At 74.4% G+C, this 16227-nt stretch carries 14 protein-coding genes; 8 read left to right on the forward strand and 6 right to left on the reverse strand.

Annotated elements, in window-relative coordinates:
• Positions 1-3: 3 nt before the first annotated feature.
• The 3 genes from ACWCRA_RS25850 to sigK all read right to left on the reverse strand — a co-directional run bounded on the left by ACWCRA_RS25850 (position 4) and on the right by sigK (position 2474).
• Complete coding sequence (locus ACWCRA_RS25850) at positions 4-558, reverse strand: avidin/streptavidin family protein (RefSeq protein ID WP_351543372.1); 555 nt, start codon at positions 556-558, stop codon at positions 4-6.
• 573 nt (positions 559-1131) lie between these two features.
• Entirely contained in the window at positions 1132-1878 is a 747-nt protein-coding gene (locus ACWCRA_RS25855; protein ID WP_351543633.1) for an anti-sigma factor, read from the reverse strand.
• An 11-nt stretch (positions 1879-1889) separates the two neighbouring features.
• Positions 1890-2474 carry an ECF RNA polymerase sigma factor SigK gene (gene sigK / locus ACWCRA_RS25860; protein ID WP_351543375.1) on the reverse strand — a complete coding sequence of 195 codons (585 nt, stop codon included), beginning with the start codon at positions 2472-2474 and terminating at the stop codon, positions 1890-1892.
• A 411-nt stretch (positions 2475-2885) separates the two neighbouring features.
• On the opposite strand from sigK, the gene ACWCRA_RS25865 reads away from it, so the two are divergent.
• Complete coding sequence (locus ACWCRA_RS25865) at positions 2886-3548, forward strand: fasciclin domain-containing protein (protein ID WP_351543378.1); 663 nt, start codon at positions 2886-2888, stop codon at positions 3546-3548.
• A gap of 197 nt (positions 3549-3745) precedes the next feature.
• Here the strand turns inward: ACWCRA_RS25865 and ACWCRA_RS25870 are convergent, their stop codons facing one another.
• Entirely contained in the window at positions 3746-4633 is an 888-nt protein-coding gene (locus ACWCRA_RS25870; protein WP_451068724.1) for a DUF4394 domain-containing protein, read from the reverse strand.
• Positions 4634-5490: 857 nt separating this feature from the next.
• On the opposite strand from ACWCRA_RS25870, the gene ACWCRA_RS25875 reads away from it, so the two are divergent.
• The 5 genes from ACWCRA_RS25875 (at position 5491) to ACWCRA_RS25895 (ending at position 9840) form a co-directional block, all read left to right on the forward strand.
• Positions 5491-6801 (forward strand): SLC13 family permease, encoded by a 1311-nt coding sequence (locus tag ACWCRA_RS25875; RefSeq protein ID WP_451068756.1) that lies wholly within the window; start codon positions 5491-5493, stop codon positions 6799-6801.
• Between the two features lies 1 nt (position 6802).
• Entirely contained in the window at positions 6803-7324 is a 522-nt protein-coding gene (locus ACWCRA_RS25880) for a universal stress protein (RefSeq protein ID WP_351543384.1), read from the forward strand.
• 142 nt (positions 7325-7466) lie between these two features.
• Positions 7467-7565: a putative leader peptide gene (locus tag ACWCRA_RS25885; RefSeq protein WP_351543387.1), complete on the forward strand. Its 99-nt coding sequence runs from the start codon at positions 7467-7469 to the stop codon at positions 7563-7565.
• Positions 7566-8044: 479 nt separating this feature from the next.
• The gene (ssuE, locus tag ACWCRA_RS25890; RefSeq protein WP_351543390.1) at positions 8045-8599 is read left to right on the forward strand and encodes an NADPH-dependent FMN reductase; all 555 of its coding nucleotides are present in this window, start codon (positions 8045-8047) and stop codon (positions 8597-8599) included.
• 53 nt (positions 8600-8652) lie between these two features.
• On the forward strand, positions 8653-9840 hold the full coding sequence (locus ACWCRA_RS25895) for an LLM class flavin-dependent oxidoreductase (RefSeq protein WP_451068725.1): 1188 nt from the start codon (positions 8653-8655) through the stop codon (positions 9838-9840).
• Between the two features lie 4 nt (positions 9841-9844).
• Here the strand turns inward: ACWCRA_RS25895 and ACWCRA_RS25900 are convergent, their stop codons facing one another.
• Complete coding sequence (locus ACWCRA_RS25900; RefSeq protein ID WP_351543396.1) at positions 9845-10555, reverse strand: TetR/AcrR family transcriptional regulator; 711 nt, start codon at positions 10553-10555, stop codon at positions 9845-9847.
• Between the two features lie 341 nt (positions 10556-10896).
• Between ACWCRA_RS25900 and ACWCRA_RS25905 the strand changes: the two genes are divergently transcribed.
• Both ACWCRA_RS25905 and ACWCRA_RS25910 read left to right on the forward strand, forming a co-directional pair.
• Complete coding sequence (locus ACWCRA_RS25905) at positions 10897-13548, forward strand: MXAN_6230/SCO0854 family RING domain-containing protein (RefSeq protein WP_451068726.1); 2652 nt, start codon at positions 10897-10899, stop codon at positions 13546-13548.
• A gap of 177 nt (positions 13549-13725) precedes the next feature.
• Positions 13726-14265 (forward strand): ATP-binding protein, encoded by a 540-nt coding sequence (locus tag ACWCRA_RS25910; RefSeq protein WP_451068727.1) that lies wholly within the window; start codon positions 13726-13728, stop codon positions 14263-14265.
• 97 nt (positions 14266-14362) lie between these two features.
• Here the strand turns inward: ACWCRA_RS25910 and ACWCRA_RS25915 are convergent, their stop codons facing one another.
• The gene (locus ACWCRA_RS25915) at positions 14363-16114 is read right to left on the reverse strand and encodes an SDR family oxidoreductase (RefSeq protein WP_351543404.1); all 1752 of its coding nucleotides are present in this window, start codon (positions 16112-16114) and stop codon (positions 14363-14365) included.
• Positions 16115-16227 lie beyond the last annotated feature (113 nt).

The raw sequence follows: 16227 nt of genomic DNA on the forward strand, positions 1-16227 counted from the left end.
GGCTCAGTTGGTGCCCGGCGGGGTCGAGGCCTTGCCGCCGGAGCGCTGGGCCTTCTTCAGCAGCTCCGCCGACGGCAGGCCCCGGGAGAACTCGTCATGGCCGATCCAGGTGGACTCCCACTCGTTCGCGGGGGTGGTGTCGCGCGTCAGGAGCCACTGGGTGTTGATGCGGTCGTCGCCGTCCTGGAAGAACTGGCCGCTCCAGGTGGTGTTCGAGTGGGCGTTGCGGTAGCCGTTGCGCCAGGAGACCGTCCAGCCCAGGGTGGTTCCCTCGGCGCCGCCCGCGGGGGCCGTGTCGACGCGCCCGGTCAGGACGTAGGTGCTCTCCGCGTTCCCCACCGCGGACTCGTACGTCCCTCTCAGGGTGCCGTCCGCCGTGACCCTCAGCTTCATGACGGAGCCCAGCTGGTTGTGCCAGACGCCCGCGAGCGGGGCGGCCTGGGTGGCCGCGGCGGTGGTCCCCGCCGACTGGGGGCCGGCCGCCGCGCTCGCGGTCACCCCGGTGAGTCCGAGGGTGAGCACAACAGCGGTGATCGCGATTTTCCGAGCAGGAAACACGAGTTGTCCTCTTTCTGCCGTACAGAATGATGAGATGGCCGATCGGCCCCTGAGTTGAATATCCGCGTATCGCGCGCGCATTCTTTCGCGGAGAACGCCCCCCGGCCGATCATTGAGCTACTCCATGAGGACCCTTCTCCGACTGATCTCCCCAAGGGTCGAAGAGGGCCCCGTCCGGTGGTGTGGCACTGCCTCAGCTGGTGTGACGCCGCATCACCTGCGGGGAAAGATAGCGTTGCGACCGTGGACTGACCATGCCGGAACCGGCCATGGTCGATAGCGGTGTGCCTGGTGCCGAGGAAACCTGAAGTTGCCGGTGGGGCACGGGGAAGGGGATGTGCGCCCCGGTGGAGGGAACGTTGTTCCTGTCGACCGGGCGGGCCCTGGCTCGAATGCACGGCACCGGTGAATCCGGCCGGTATTGCCGCTTCCCTCCCGCACGAAGGGGATCGGATCATTCCATCACTGCTGACCGGGGAAACAGCGGGCCCGCGGCGGTGGCGGGGTTCGCCGGTGCCGCGGGCCGCTGCCGGTGTGCCGGGACGGGAGGACGTCCGTCCGGACAGGGAGGGATCAGGCGGGGAGCTTCATGAGCATCAGGGGCGCGCTGGTGGGCTGCTCCGATCCGCCGGCGGGTTCCACGGTCACCCCGACCGCCGAGGCCGCCTCGGGGCTTCCGTCGAGGAGGTGGGCGCCCGCCTCGCGGAAGAGTCCGGCGGAGCGCATGGCCGGGCCGTCGGCGTACCAGAGCTGGTACGTCCTGCCGGGGGCGGCCGGGGGGAGTTCGGCGGCGACGAGGACGGCCCGGTCGCGGGCGCGGGAGACGATGACGATCGCCCGGGCCCCGCTGTCGGCGGAGCCGGTGACGGTACGGGCGTCGGGGGCGGAGATGACCGCGGTGAGATCCTGGAGCCTGCGCTCGGCCTGGGCGGACTGGCGGCCGGCGTCCTGCGCCCGCTGGTGCTGCCAGAGCGCGGAGCCGCCGAGCGCCACGGCGGCGAGGCAGGCGGCCAGCACCAGGGCGCCCGTCCTGCGGCCGATGGCGGCGAGGGACCGGCCGCCGGGGCGGCGGGGCGCGGGAACCCTGGGCGGGAGCTGGCGCACCGTGTCGACGCGGGCCAGCACCGCCGTCTTCAGATGCGCGGGTACGGGGGTGGCGACGGCGGCGCCGAGCCGGGCCGTGGTGGCGGCGAACTCGCCCACCTCGCGTGTGCAGTCGGGGCAGTTCCCCAGATGGCGGACGAAGGCGGCGTGCTCGGACGGGCCGAGGGCGTCGAGGGCGTAGGCGCCGGTGAGCTGGTGCAGATGGTCCGTGGTCATGTGGTCGGTGGTCATGTGGTCACCCCCATGCAGTCGCGCAGCCGGATGAGTCCATCGCGCATTCGGGTCTTGATCGTGGGCAGGGGGGCCTGGAGGGTCTCGGCGACCTCCCGGTAGGTGAGGCCCTGATAGTAGGCGAGGGTCACCGCCTGGTTCTGGAGTTCGGTCAGCCCCTTCATACAGCGCCTCACCTGTTCGCTCTCCAGCCGGGTGCCGACCTGTTCGGCCACTTCGTCGAAGGGGCGGCCCTGGGCGCGCAGCGCGTCCTGGTGCTCCCGGGCGGTCGCCGCCTCGGCGGACCGGACCCGGTCGACGGCGCGGCGGTGGGCCATGGTGGTCACCCACGCCATGACGCTGCCCTGCTCGGGCCGGTAGCGGGCGGCGTGCCGCCACAGTTCGACCATCACCTCCTGCGCCACCTCCTCGGACTGGGCGCGGTCCCGGACGACTTTGAGCACGAGCCCGAAGACCGTTCCGGCGACGGCGTCGTACAGGGTGGCGAACGCGTCCTGGTCTCCGTGGGCGACCCGGGTCAGCAGGGTGCCGAGGTCCGGTGCGGAGTGTGTCCGGTCGTCGAATCGGGGCAGCGGGCTCACCGGGCCGCCCCTGCGCTGTGGGCTCCACGGGGTGGGGCGGGCGGACGCTTCCATGGCATGCGCGGTCCTGTTCGGTTCGGTCGGCCCGGCGACGGGGCGGAGGGCTCGGGAGGGCTCGGTCGAGTGGGGTCGGGCCTGCGGGGCCGGGGCCCCTGTCTGTGCTTCGGAGCCGGTGGGGGAACGGATGGGTGGACGACCCGAGGAGAGACGGACCGGACGTCAAAGCCCGGGGCGCCAAAACCCGGTCGGGTGAACGACCCATCCGGAGAGGCGGTGGCTCCGAATCCCCGGTGTGAGCAGGTTCCGGCCGTCCGGGCACCGCGGATGCACCACCCCGCGGCCCCTTCCCGGTCACCCGACCGGGGCCGGCCGCTCCTGTCGTATCCCCCGATCTCTTCTCTGGAGTCCCGAATGAACACCCTCCGCTTCCGTCGCACCGCCATCGCCGTCACCGCGGCGGCCGTCCTCCCCTTCACCCTGGCGGCCTGTTCCGACGCGGAGAAGGACACCTCCTCCGACTCGGCCCAGGCCGAGAGCGGCAAGGACGACACCCAGGAGCAGGAGCCCACCGCCCCGGAGGACGGCGCGGCCATGGCCGGGGACAAGCCGTTCGGCACCGCCTGCGGCTCCATCCCGAAGGAGGGCTCGGGCTCCTTCGACGGCATGGCCAAGGACCCGGTGGCGACCGCCGCCTCCAACAACCCGGCGCTCTCCACCCTGGTCACGGCCGTGACCAAGGCCGGTCTCGCCGACACGCTCAACAAGGCCGAGGGCATCACCGTCTTCGCCCCCACCAACGACGCCTTCGCGAAGATCCCCAAGGCGGACCTCGACAAGGTCCTCGCCGACAAGGAGATGCTGACGCAGGTGCTGACGTACCACGTGGTGGGCGAGAACCTCACTCCCGCGCAGCTCAAGGGCGGCACCTTCGACACCCTCCAGAAGTCCACCCTCACCACCGCCGCCTCCGGGGACACCTACACCGTCAACGACACCGCCAAGGTGGTCTGCGGCAATGTCTCCACCTCCAACGCCACGGTCCACATCGTCGACACCGTCCTGATGCCGAAGTAGCCGGCGGCACGACGGGCCGGGACGCCCGGGAATCGCTTGAGCGAGCGCGCCGGAGGCCGGTCACCGCGAGGTGGCCGGCCTCCTCCGTGTCCCGGGGCTCCGCCGGGCCCCGGGACACGGCGCCGGTTCCGGTTACCGGTCCGGCACTGGCACCGGGGTCGGTTCCGGTCCGATTCCGCTTCCGATTCCGGGCCGGGTCAGTCGCGGGCGAGCGGAAGGGCGATGTCGGTGACCTGGCGGCGCGCGGGGAACGCGCCCAGGTCCCGTACGGCACCGGTCAGCACATCCACCTCGTACAGCCGGTGGCCGCCGCCGCTGTGCAGGGTGGCGTAACCGTGGTTGGTGCCCGTGGCGGGCGAGAAGTGGATATCGAAGCCGGCGTTCTCGCCCGCGTCGACGCCCAGACCGCCGGTCGCGGCCAGGCTGCCGCTGTTCGCGGGCGACTGCACGACCACCCGGTCGCCCCGGGTGTCGAGGTCGAACAGGGTCGTCGCGGTGGCGGCGCTGAGATCGTTGTTGGTGTACGCGGCGGCGGTCACCCCCAGGGCCGTGGCCGGCGGGACCGTCGCGTGGGTGAGCGTTCCGTCGGCCACCGTGCCCAGCGCGCCGCCGCTGTCGTCGATGTTGTGCCGCAGGTTCTGGCCGGTGTCGCTGATCACGCGCAGCCGGTTGGCCGCGGGGTTGAAGTCGACGCCGAACCGCTGACCCGAGAGCGCGATCGTGAGCTGGGACACCTTGACCGCCCTGGCGTTGGTGGTGTCCAGGGTGTAGACCCCGCCCGCGTCACCCACTCCGTACAGCTTCCGGTCCTGGACCCGGAAGTCGATCCCGACGAGCCCGGTGTCCCCGGACAGCCCGGTGACCTGCCCGATGGACCTGGTCGCGGACGGCTTGTCCACGCCGAACCCGACCAGCCGCTGTTCGGCGGTGAGGCCCACGGCGGTGAGCGCGGCGGGCGCGGAGCCGGCCACGGGCGCGGGAAGGGGAACGGGCTCGGGCGCCCGCCCGGAGTCCGCGTGGGCGAACAACGGGACGGCGAGAACTGCGGCCAGAGCGGCACTGGCCGCGACAGCGGACTTGCGCATGTCCATCCTCCTGGGACGAGTGGTACGCCCGGGGTCCGGGCGATATCCACTGAGGTTTCGGAGCCGAACCCTCCCCGGATGGGACATTGAGCAAGAAATCATCCCTATGGCTTAGATTGCGTGACAGACCACGCCCAAGGGGTGGGGATTGCCGGTGGCTGGCCGGGGTTGGGGTTGGCCGCCCGCCCGGGGTGGACCGCCCGGGCGGGCGCCGGGGCCGGGGCGGGCGCCGGGGCCGGCGCTCCGGGCACGCATCGCCCGGGGCCGGCGCTCCGGGCCGGGGGGCGCTGGTGAGCAGGACCGCCCCGCCGGATCAACCGCCCCTGCCGCGTAGGCTCGCGATCGCCCACCGACCCACCGACTCATCGCCCCCGCGCCCCGCCGCCCCGCCGACCCATCACCCCGCCGACCGGGCGAGGGCGCGCCGGTGAGCGGCACCACCCCCTGCCCGCGTCGGCTCGCGATCGCCCACCGACCCACCGACTCATCGCCCCGTCAACCCGGCGAAGGGCGCGCCGGTGAGCGGCACCACCCCCTGCCCGCGTCGGCTCGCGATCGCCCACCGACCCACCGACTCATCGCCCCCGCGCCCCATCAATCCGCCGACACGGCGACACGGCGACACGGCGCCCCATCACCCCGCCGCCCGATCACCCCATCGCCCCGCCGGCGATCCGCCGTCGCGTCGCGCGGGCGTGAGCCGGGGGAGGTGGGACGGTGACCTCCGGCAGGTGGCCGATACGGTGTCCCGTTGGGCGCGGCGGGCGCCCGTCCCGGAGAGGAGTCGAGGAGATGGCCGTATCAGGTGACCCGGCGGGCTGTCTCCGGGTGGGGCGGTTTCCGAAGGGAGCGGCGCCCTGAGCACCGTATCCGCGGAGATCCTCTCCGTCGCGCTGCTCGCCGCCGTGCTGGCCTGCGCGGTCGTACGGCCGTGGGGATGGCCCGAGGCCGTGGTCGCCGTGCCCGCCGCCGTGGTCGTCGTGGCCGCCGGGGCGATCCCGCTGGAGGACGCCGGCGCGGAGGCCGCGCTGCTCGCTCCGGTGGTCGGGTTTCTCGCGGCCGTCCTGGTGCTGGCTCAGCTCTGCGACGACGAGGGGCTGTTCCGGGCCTGCGGGGCCTGGCTGGCGCGGGCCGCACGGCGCCGGCCGCGGGCGCTGCTGGGCCAGGTGTTCCTGGTGGCCTCCCTGGTCACGGCGGTACTGAGCCTGGACGCCACGGTCGTGCTGCTCACCCCCGTGGTGTTCGCCACCGCGGCCCGGCTGGGAGCCAGGCCCCGGCCGCATGTCTACGCGTGCACCCATCTGTCGAACACGGCCTCGCTGCTGCTGCCGGTGTCGAATCTGACCAACCTCCTGGCGTTCACGGCGAGCGGGCTGAGCTTCACCCGCTTCGCCGCGCTGATGACGCTGCCCTGGCTGGTGGCGATCGGGATCGAGTACGCGGTCTTCCGCCGCTTCTTCGCGACCGACCTGGACGCGGGCGAACAGGAGACGGGCGAACAGGAGTCCGGCGAACGACCGCGCACGGACGGTCGGGAGACGGACGGCCGGGCCGGCGAGAAGCCCGAGGTCCCGGTGTTCGCGCTGGTCACGGTCGGCTGCACCCTGGCGGGGTTCGTCCTCGCCTCGGCAGTCGGCATCGGCCCGGCGTGGGCCGCGGCGGCCGGGGCCGCGGTACTCGCCGTCCGCGCGCTGATCCGCCGCCGCACTACACCGGCGGCCCTGGTACGGGCCGCCTCGCTCCCCTTCCTGGCCTTCGTGCTCGCGCTCGGAATCGTGGTCCGGGCCGTGGTCGACAACGGGCTCGGCGGGGCACTGCGGCATCTCGTCCCCGAGGGCGCCGGACTGCTCGCGCTGCTGGGGATCGCCGCGCTCGCCGCCGTACTGGCCAATCTGATCAACAACCTCCCCGCGGTGCTGGTACTGCTCCCGCTGACCGCCCACGGCGGGGCCGGCCCGGTGCTGGCGGTGCTGATCGGGGTGAACATCGGCCCCAACCTCACCTACGCGGGGTCGCTGGCGACGCTGCTGTGGCGGCGCGTCGTGCACGCCCACGACGGCGAGGTCCGGCTGGGCGAGTTCACCCGGCTCGGGCTGCTCACCGTGCCTGCGGCGCTGGTGCTCTCCGTCGTGGCACTGTGGGTCTCCCTGGCCGTCATCGGAGGCTGATGTGACCGTTGTCGTCTGGATCGTGGAGGCCACCTGGCACGCCTGCGCCGACGCGGCCCGGGTCCACGCACCGCCCGACGCGGAGATCGTGCTGCTGCATGTCACCGGCCCGGAGGCGGTGGACGCCGCCGAGGGCGCGTACGCCGGACTGCTCGGCCGCTCGCGGTCCGGCCGCGACCCCGGTACCGAGGTGGCGCGGCTGGCGGCCGAGGCCGCCGACTCGCTGCTGACCGGCGCCGCCGAGCGGGTGGGCCGCCCCTGTGTCCGGGTGGAGCGGAGCGGGCGGGCCGAGCGGGAGGTGGTGGCGGCCGCCGAGGGCGCCGGGCTGCTGATCGTGGCCCGCGACGGCGACCGCGCCCGGCTGGGGCCGCGCAGCCTCGGACCGGCCACCCGTTTCGTGGTCGACCACGCGCCCTGTCCCGTACTGCTGGTCTGGCCCGGAACGGCCCCCGACCCGGCGACGATCCCACCACCGCCCCAGGGCCCGCCCCCGCCGGCTCCGGCCGGACCGGCGGGCGGGTGACTCGGGCGCTCGCCCCTTCATGAGGGCCCTCTCGACCGGCACCACGGGTAGTGGCTACCCTGCTGGGGCAGGACGGGGGTGCGCACACGGGCGCGCCGGTGAACCGCCGCGGCAACGCCCGCAGAAGGCCGAAGGTGGTCCCATGAACGCGAGCGAGGGCTTGACGCGGAGGCGGCACATCGACCTCGGCCGGATCGCCGGCGCCTTCTGTCCGTACGCCGTCCGGCCACGCGCCATCTGACCGTACGCCGCCCGAGGCAGCTCCCGCCCCACCAGCTTCCCCTTCCCCATGTCCCCGTTCCCTCCTCCCCTCTCTCCCCTTTTCTTTCCCCTTTCCCCTTTCCCCTTCCACCGGCCCGCCGGGCCTGTCCCCGGCCGCCGCACCCACCCCCGCGCGACGGGAGTCCCATGCCCCTCCACCCCCACCGGTCCCCCGCGTCAGCGGTGGCCCGGTCGCCAGCGGCAACGAGTGGCGCGCCCACGGGGGGCGCGGCCGCGACCGGGGCGGCCGGGCACAGCGGCCACGACCACGCGCCCGGTCAGGTGCGCGCCACCGGGCGCGCGGCGCACCAGCGCCGCGAGGCCGGCCGGCACGTACCGCGACCGGCGAACTCCCCGAACCCACCCGGTACTCCTGACCGTGCACCTCTCGGTGGGCCCCGCCGGCCGCGGGCGGGGCCCACCGGCCGGGCATCCGGCCGCATCCCGAATGGAGGACCCATGGCCACCGTCCTGTCCGTCTCCGGAAGTCCCTCCGCCGTCTCCCGTACGACCCTGCTGCTGCGCCATCTCGACTCCGGGCTCGCCGACCGGGGGCACACGGTCGTCCCGCTGGAGGTTCGCTCCCTGCCGCCGGACGCGCTGTTCGGCGCCGATCCGGGGCACCCGGCGATCGTCCGGACGGCGCGGCTCCTCGCGCGGGCCGACGGGGTCGTCATCGGCACCCCCGTCTACAAGGCCGCCTACTCGGGGCTGCTCAAGGCGCTGCTCGATCTGCTCCCCCAGCACGCGCTGGCCGGGAAGGCCGTGCTGCCGCTGGCGACCGGCGGCTCCCCGGCACACACGCTGGCGGTCGACTACGCGCTGCGGCCGGTGCTGTCGTCGATGGGGGCCGCGCATGTCGTCCAGGGCTGGTTCGTACTGGACCGGCACATCACCGCCCGGGCCGGCGGGGGCATCACTCTGGACCCGCTGGCGGCGGAGCCGCTCGGCCGGGTCGTCGACGGGTTCTCCACGGCACTGGGAGGGGGCCCGCTGCTCGCGGCGACCGGCTGAACCCGCCACCCGTCTGTCCTCCGCACCTCAGCCCCTCCGGCCCGGGAGCCCCGATGTCCCTGACCTTCCACTGGTTCCTGCCCACCCACGGCGACAGCCGCCAGATCGTGAGCGGCGGCCACGGCACCCCCGCGGGCGCCACCGGCGGGGACCGCCCCGCGACCCTCGGCTATCTCACCCAGATCGCCCGCGCCGCCGAGCAACTGGGCTTCGCCGGGGCCCTCACGCCCACCGGGGCCTGGTGCGAGGACGCCTGGCTCACCACGGCGATGGTCGCCGCCCAGACCGAACGGCTCCGCTTCCTGGTCGCCTTCCGTCCGGGATTCGTCTCCCCGACGCTGGCGGCCCAGATGGCCGCGACCTTCCAATGGCACACCTCCGGGCGGCTGCTGCTCAATGTCGTCACCGGCGGCGAGAGCAAGGAGCAGCGCGCGTACGGCGACTTCCTCGACAAGGACGCCCGTTACGCCAGAACCGAGGAGTTCCTGCGGGTGGTGCGGGGACTGTGGGCGGGCCGGACCGTGGATCTCGACGGTACGCATCTGAGGGTGGCGGGCGCACGGCTGAAGCGCCTCCCGTCCCCGGTGCCCGAGATCTACTTCGGCGGCTCGTCCGCCGCCGCCGGGGAGGTCGCCGCCCGGCACAGCGATGTCTATCTGACCTGGGGAGAGCCACCGGCGGCCGTCGCCGGGAAGATCGCCTGGATACGCGGTCTGGCCGCCGCCCGGGGCCGTACCGTCCGCTTCGGCATCCGGCTGCACGTCATCACCCGCGACACCTCCGAACAGGCGTGGGCCCAGGCCCAGCACCTCCTGGACGGCTTCGACCCGGCCACGGTCCGGGCCGTCCAGCAGGGCCTGGCCCGCAGCGAGTCCGAGGGCCAGCGCCGGATGCTCGCCCTGCACGGCGGCTCCACCGCGGACCTGGAGATCTCCCCCGGCCTGTGGGCGGGCGTCGGCCTGGTGCGCGGCGGAGCGGGCACCGCACTCGTCGGCAGCCACGCCGAGGTCGCCGACCTGATCACCGAGTACCACCGGCTGGGCATCGACGAGTTCATCCTCTCCGGCTACCCGCACCTGGAGGAGGCCTACTGGTTCGGCGAGGGCGTCCTCCCCCTCCTCACCCACCGCACCCTCTGGACCCACCCCGACCGGCCCTCCGCCGCCCCGGCTCGGAGCACCATCGGGGGCACGGCGGACGACGCGGGGGACGACACGGCGGACGGCGCGGGGGCGGCCTGAGGGGTCACTCCCCCGGCCGGTTCGCCGCCAGTCCGTCCAGCAGGAGGTTCATGCCGCGGGTGAAGTGGGCGTCCCAGTCGCCGCCGAAGACCGGGAAGTGGCCCGCGAGGGTGGGGTAGTCGGCGCGGTGGTCGTGGAGGTGGTCGTGGACGGCGGAGCGGGTGGTGGGTTCGTCGTGGCGGTGCCAGACGGATTCGGAGGAGGTGGTGCCGGTGACGTAGGTGGTGATGACGGAGGCGGCGGCGGAGAGGGCGGCTCCGTGGAAGCCGGCGGTGACCAGGGAGGCGTAGGCGAATTCGGAGCGGGCCAGGGCGTGGGGGCCGGCCAGGGGGCGGCTGTTGGTGAGGGGGGCCGCCCAGGGGTGGAGGAGGAGGACGCGGCGGAGTTCGGTCATGAAGGTGACGAGGTCCTCGCGCCAGGACGGGGAGTGCCCGGCGGGGAGGCGGACCTCGGCGAAGACGGCGTCCAGGGCGAGGTCGACGACATCGTCCTTGGTCGCCACATGCCAGTAGAGGCTGGTGGCGTGGGCCTCCAGGCGCTCGGCGAGGTTGCGCATGCTGAGCTGGGCGACGCCCTCGGCGTCCAGCAGGGCCACCGCGGCGGTGACGATCTTCTCCTGGGACAGCTGGGGTTTCGTCCGGGGCTTCTTCGCCGGGCGGAACCAGACATCGCCCGGTGCTCCCTGTCCTGCTCCGGCTCGTGGCTTGGCGCTCATGGGGCGACGGTACTTGAGGGCGCGAGGTGGTGGCGGGCCGCCGCCGCCCGGCGAAATGGGGTGGGCGGGGGCGGCCGGTCCTGCTAATGTCCCGGTTCGGGACGGCTCCACACCGTGCTTCCTTCTCTCCTTTCTCTGCAAAAGAACTCAGCGCGCTGACTTTCCGTCCCTGTTCCGTGCAACGAGCCCCGCGTGGTCACGCGGGGCTTTTCGCATGCGCGGGCCCCGGCGGAAAGCGGATGCGGCGCTTTCCGGGGCCTTGGTACGTTCGCTGATCCCGGTGGCGCACCGAGCCGCCGGCCGATGTGACCCGGCGGGTTCCGCCGGAGGGGGGAAGGGCCTTGCCGACCACGGCCGTATCACTGGGCACCGACCGGGGCCGCCGTTCACTCGCCGCCGCGCTGCTGGCGCGCCGGGGCGCCGTCTATCCGGCGGCCGGGAACGGCTCCGGGCCAGGGGCCTCGGGGGCCGGCGCCCGGTCGTCGCTGGACGGGCACGGGGGTGTCACCCTGCTGGAGGCCGATCTGGTCGAGCGCGGATATCTGATGTCCGACGCCCTCCGCCGGGCTCTGGTGGCGCTCGGCGCGCGGGAGTTGGCGGCGGCGGGGCGCGCGCTGCTGGCGGAGGTCGACGAGGCCCTCGGCGCGGACCGCGACCACACCCCGCTGTTCCGGGACTTCCCCGACAGCGTTCCGGCGGACACGCTCGGCTTCCATGTCGACCGTGTGCTGACGGTGCTGCTCCAGTCGCCGGAGCAGCCGTGTGTGCTGTGCTGCGGCGAGGGGACGGTGCACGCGGTCGCGCCGTGCGCCCATCTGGTCTGCCGTGACTGCTTCGACGGCACCGACTTCTCCGCCTGCCCGGTGTGCCGCCGGCACATCGACCCGGACGAACCCTTCCTGCGCGCCGCGGACGCCCGGCCCCGGGCGGGCCGCGGGCGGGCCCTGCCGGGCCGGCTGCGGGTGCTCGCGCACGGCGGGGACCACACGGCGCGGGACGCCGACGCCGGACGCGAGCTGCGGGCGCTCCTCGCCCGGGCGGGCGCGCTGAGCCCGCAGGACTCGGACGATCTGGAGACCTTCCTCGGCACCCGGGAGCGCACCGATCTGTCGTGGCTGCCGGAGACCGTGCCGGGCCGTGAGACCAAGGCCCGGGTCCTGGCCTGGCTGCTGGCGGATTCGGCGGCGTACGAGTGGACTCTCCCGGCGCTGGCCCGGCTCGCCGACACCGCCACCGATGTGCTGCGGCTGCTCGTCGTGCGCTCCGGCGGGGACGCCGGGCTGCTCACCGTGGACCGGTTCACCGCCGTACCGCGTCCGCTGCGGCGCGCGCTGCTGGCGGTGCTCGACGGGCTCGACCCGGCCCGGGCCGCCGAGGACATGCACCGCCACGCGCGGGTGTGGAAGCGCGCGGCGGAGCTGCTGCACCCCTTCGAGTACGCCCGCCGCTATCCGCGCGCGGCGCTCGCGGTGGCGGCGCTGCGCGAGTTCCGGCCGGCCGGCGACGCTCTCGCGGAGCGGCTGAGCGCCACTGCCCGAAAGGTGCCGGGAGCCGTCGCGGACGGTTCGCGGGTGACCGTGCGGCGCTGGTCGTCGCGGGTGGAGACGGCGCTCGCGGAGGGGGACGTCCCCGGCGCGCTCGCCCTGCTCGCACAGCGCCCGGGTGAGCTGCTGCGCCGCCTCGACCACCTTCTGCGGCTCGCCGGCGACGCGGAGGCCGGGCCGGTGCTCGACGCTCTGGCCGACGCCGTGCCCCGGGTGGCACCGGCCGTGCTGCTGTCGGCGCTGGGGGGAATCCGTACCCGCGCGCGGCCCGGCCGCGACCGGGTGTTCTTCCCCAAGGGAGGCAACGCGCGGGCGCACATCGTCGCCGATGAGCGCGGACCGCTGCCGGGTGGGGTGGTCGACCGTGCGGTCGCCGTGCTCACCGGGGAGGTGCTGCGCCGCTCGGCCGCGCTGCCGCCGGCGGGGACGGCGGTGATCGACGCGGCTCTCGACGGGGTGATCGCGCCGTTCGCCGAACGGACCGCCGCCCGCGCCCTGGTGACCCTGCCGCGCGGCAGTGAGCTGCCCGTGCCGGCCGGGCGGAGCGTACGGCTCTTTCTGCACTGGATGGAGAGCGAGACCTCGGGCCGCACCGATCTGGACCTCTCGGTGGCCCTCTACTCCGCGGAGTGGCGGCACACCGGCACCTGCGACTACACCCGGCTGCGGTACCGGGACGACGCGGCCGTGCACTCCGGCGACTTCACCAGCGCGCAGCCGCCGCACGGGTCGAGCGAGTTCCTCGATCTCGATCTGGACCGGCTGGCGGAGGAGGGGGTGCGGTACGTGGTCGCCTCGGTCTTCTCGTACAACAGCGTCCCCTTCGCGGAGCTGGCCGAGGGGTTCGCCGGGCTGATGGTCCGCGACGAGCCGGGCGGCCGGGGTCCGGTGTTCGATCCGCGCCAGGTGGAGCAGCGCTTCGATCTGACCGGGCCCGCGAGGACGGGGGTGCCGATGGTGATCGATGTGGTGGACCGGACCATGCGCTGGCTGGATGTCGCCCAGGGGGTGACGGGCACCCACCACTCGGTGGAGCGGCACGCGGACACCCTGGCGGTCCTCGGCCGGGGTCTCACCGAGCTGTTCACCTCAGGTGCCCGGGTGGGCCTGGGGGAGCTGGCGGTCTGGCGGGCGGCGGCCCGCGCGCGGACGGTGGTGGTCCGGCACTTCGACGGGTCGCTGAACGTCTACCGGCGGCGCGGCGAGGAGGGTGTGGCCGCCTTCGCCGCCCGTATCGGCACCCCGGACACCGACACGTCCGGGGCCCCGGGGGCGTCCGGGGAGCCCGCCCCGGATCTGGCGGGGGCGGAGCTGGCGTATCTGCTGCGGGGCGATCTGCCCCTGCGCTCCGGCGCGGAGGTGTTCGCCCTCCACCCGGCGGGGCTGGACGCGGGCGAGGTCCGGCTGCTGGCCGCGCCGGAGCTGGTGTCGTCGCTGGTGCCGGGGTAGAGGAGCGGCCGGCCGGCCCCGGGGGCGGGACGGGGCGGGAGGGAGGGTGGAAGAATGGAGCCCCCCGCCCGTCTGTCCCGCCGCGTCCGGTGGCGGGAGCCGGCAGGAGTGAAGACGGTGCCCCGGGGTAGGCGAACCTCGCCGCAAAGCTGGGAAGGCAACGGGGTGCGAGAGCCAATGGAACAGATCGGACTGATTTACCGCGGTGACGTGCTGTCCCCGGAGGCCGTCCCGTGGGCCGGTGTGTGCTTCGACGGGGCGCCGGAGGGCATTGCCTCGGCGCGCTTCTTCACGGCGGACTTTCTGACCCGGGTACGGGAGACTCTCGCCGTTCCGGTGTCGGCCGAGGCGGTCGGGGCGGCCCAGCTCATCGTCAGCGAGCTGGTGACCAATGCCTGCAAGTACGCTCCCGGGCCCTGTCTGCTGGATCTTGAGGTGACCGGTGTCCGGAGCGGCGGGGCTGGTGGGTCGGGCGGGGCCGGCGGGGCTGGTGGGTCGGGCGGGGCCGGTGGGTCCGGTCGCTCCGGTGGCGGCCGGTCGGTGGAGATCACCGTCTGGGACGCCAACCCCGAGCTTCCGGTCGCGGGCAGCCCCCGGCCGGACCGGGTGGGCCGGCACGGTCTGGAGATCGTGCTCGCGCTGTGCGAGAGCTTCGAGGTCCGGCGGGAGCCGGTCGGGAAGCGCATCAGGGTACGGGTCCCGCTCGGGGCCGTCTGAGCGACAGCGACAGCGGGAGCGGCCGAGAGGTCCGGGCCCCGCGCCGTGGCCGCGCCGTCGCCGTGCCGGCGCCGCGCCGCCCCCTCCCTCAGGTCCCTCAGGGCTGTTCCGCCGACGCGGAGGACACCGCACCGGGTGCCCGCTCCGGAGCCGGGGGCGTCTGCTCCGCCGCCCGCGCGATATTGCGGGCCATCCCGCCGAAGACGACGGTGTGGAACGGCGACACGCTCCACCAGTACGCGTGCCCCAGCAGCCCCCTCGGGTGGAACAGCGCCCGCTGACGGTACCGGGTGCGCCCCTGTCCGTCGCCCACCGCGCGCATCTCCAGCCAGGCGAGCCCCGGCAGCCGCATCTCCGCCCGCAGGCGCAGCAGCCGGCCGGGTTCGATCTCCTCCACCCGCCAGAAGTCCAGCGAGTCACCGACCCTCAGCCGCTGCGCGTCGCGCCGGCCGCGCCGCAGGCCCACTCCGCCCACGAACCGGTCGAGCCACCCCCGTACCGCCCAGGCCAGCGGGAAGGAGTACCAGCCGTTGTCCCCGCCGATGCCCTCGATCACCCGCCACAGCGCGGCCGGCGAGGCATCGACCGTCAGCTCCCTGCGGTCGGTGTAGAGGCTGCCGCCCGCCCAGTCGGGGTCGGTGGGCAGGGGGTCGCTCGGCGCTCCCGGCAGGGAGGCGGAGGACCAGCGGGTGGTGACATGGGCGTCCTGGACCCGCTGGAGGGCCAGGGTCAGGGCGGTGCGGAAGGAGAGCGGGCGGCCCGGCAGGTCGGGGACGTACCGCGCGATGTCGTGTTCGCGGCAGACGACCTCGTACCGCAGGGACTCGGTCAGCGGCCGGGCGATGGAGTGCGGTACGGGGGTGACCAGGCCCACCCAGTGGCTGGAGAGGCGGGGGGTGAGCACGGGGACGGGGACGATCAGCCGCCGGGGCAGCCCGGCCACGGCCGCGTAGCCGCGCATCATGTCGAGATAGGTGATGACATCCGGGCCGCCGATGTCGAAGGCGCGGTTCACCTCCCGGGGCATCCGGGCCGAGCCGCCGAGATAGCGCAGCACATCCCTTACGCCGATCGGCTGAATCCGGGTCCGTACCCAACTGGGTGTCACCATCACCGGGAGGCGCTCGGTCAGATAGCGGAGCATCTCGAAGGAGGCCGATCCCGAGCCGATGATCACGGCGGCGCGCAGCACCGTGGCGGGGACGGGGGCGTCGAGGAAGACGCGGCCGACCTCCGCGCGGGAGCGCAGATGCGGGGAGAGCCGGTGGGACGGGACGCCTTCGGGGGTGAGCCCGCCGAGGTAGACGATCCGGCCGACGCCCGCGTCGGCGGCCTGTTCGGCGAAGTTCCGCGCGGCCTCGCGGTCGGTCTCCTCGAAGCGCGAGCCGGTGCCGAGCGCGTGGACGAGGTAGTAGGCGACATCGACGCCGCGCATCGCCTCACGGAGCGACGCCGGGTCCAGGACATCGCCCCGGACGATCTCCACATCCTTCGCCCAGGGGTGGTCGCGGAGCTTCGCCGGGGTGCGGGCGAGGGCGCGGACCCGGTGGCCGGCCGCGAGCAGTTCGGGGACCAGCCGGCCGCCGATGTAGCCGGTGGCGCCGGTCACCAGGCAGGTGAGGGGCGGCCCGTCGGCCACGGGGGCCGCCGGGGTCGCCGGGGCCGACGGGTCCGGGGTCGTGCTGTCCGGGGGCGGGGCCGGGGCCCCCGGGGTCGTGCTGTCCGGGGGCGGGGGTGCGCTGTCCGGGGTCTCGCCGGGGGCGGCGCCGGGGGTCCGGCCCGTGGGCACGCCCCGGGTGTCGCCGGGCTGGTCGCCCGGGGTTCCACCGGTGGCTCGGTCCGTGGTCATCGGCGCCTCCCTCTCGCTTCCCCATCCTGCGGGACGCGGCCGGCGCCGTCCTGTCGCGCCGGCCGGATGCCCGCCGGATCACCGCTGGAGGTTACCGGCGGGTTCCCCGCAGG

This window comes from Streptomyces sp. NPDC001889 (assembly GCF_053594535.1).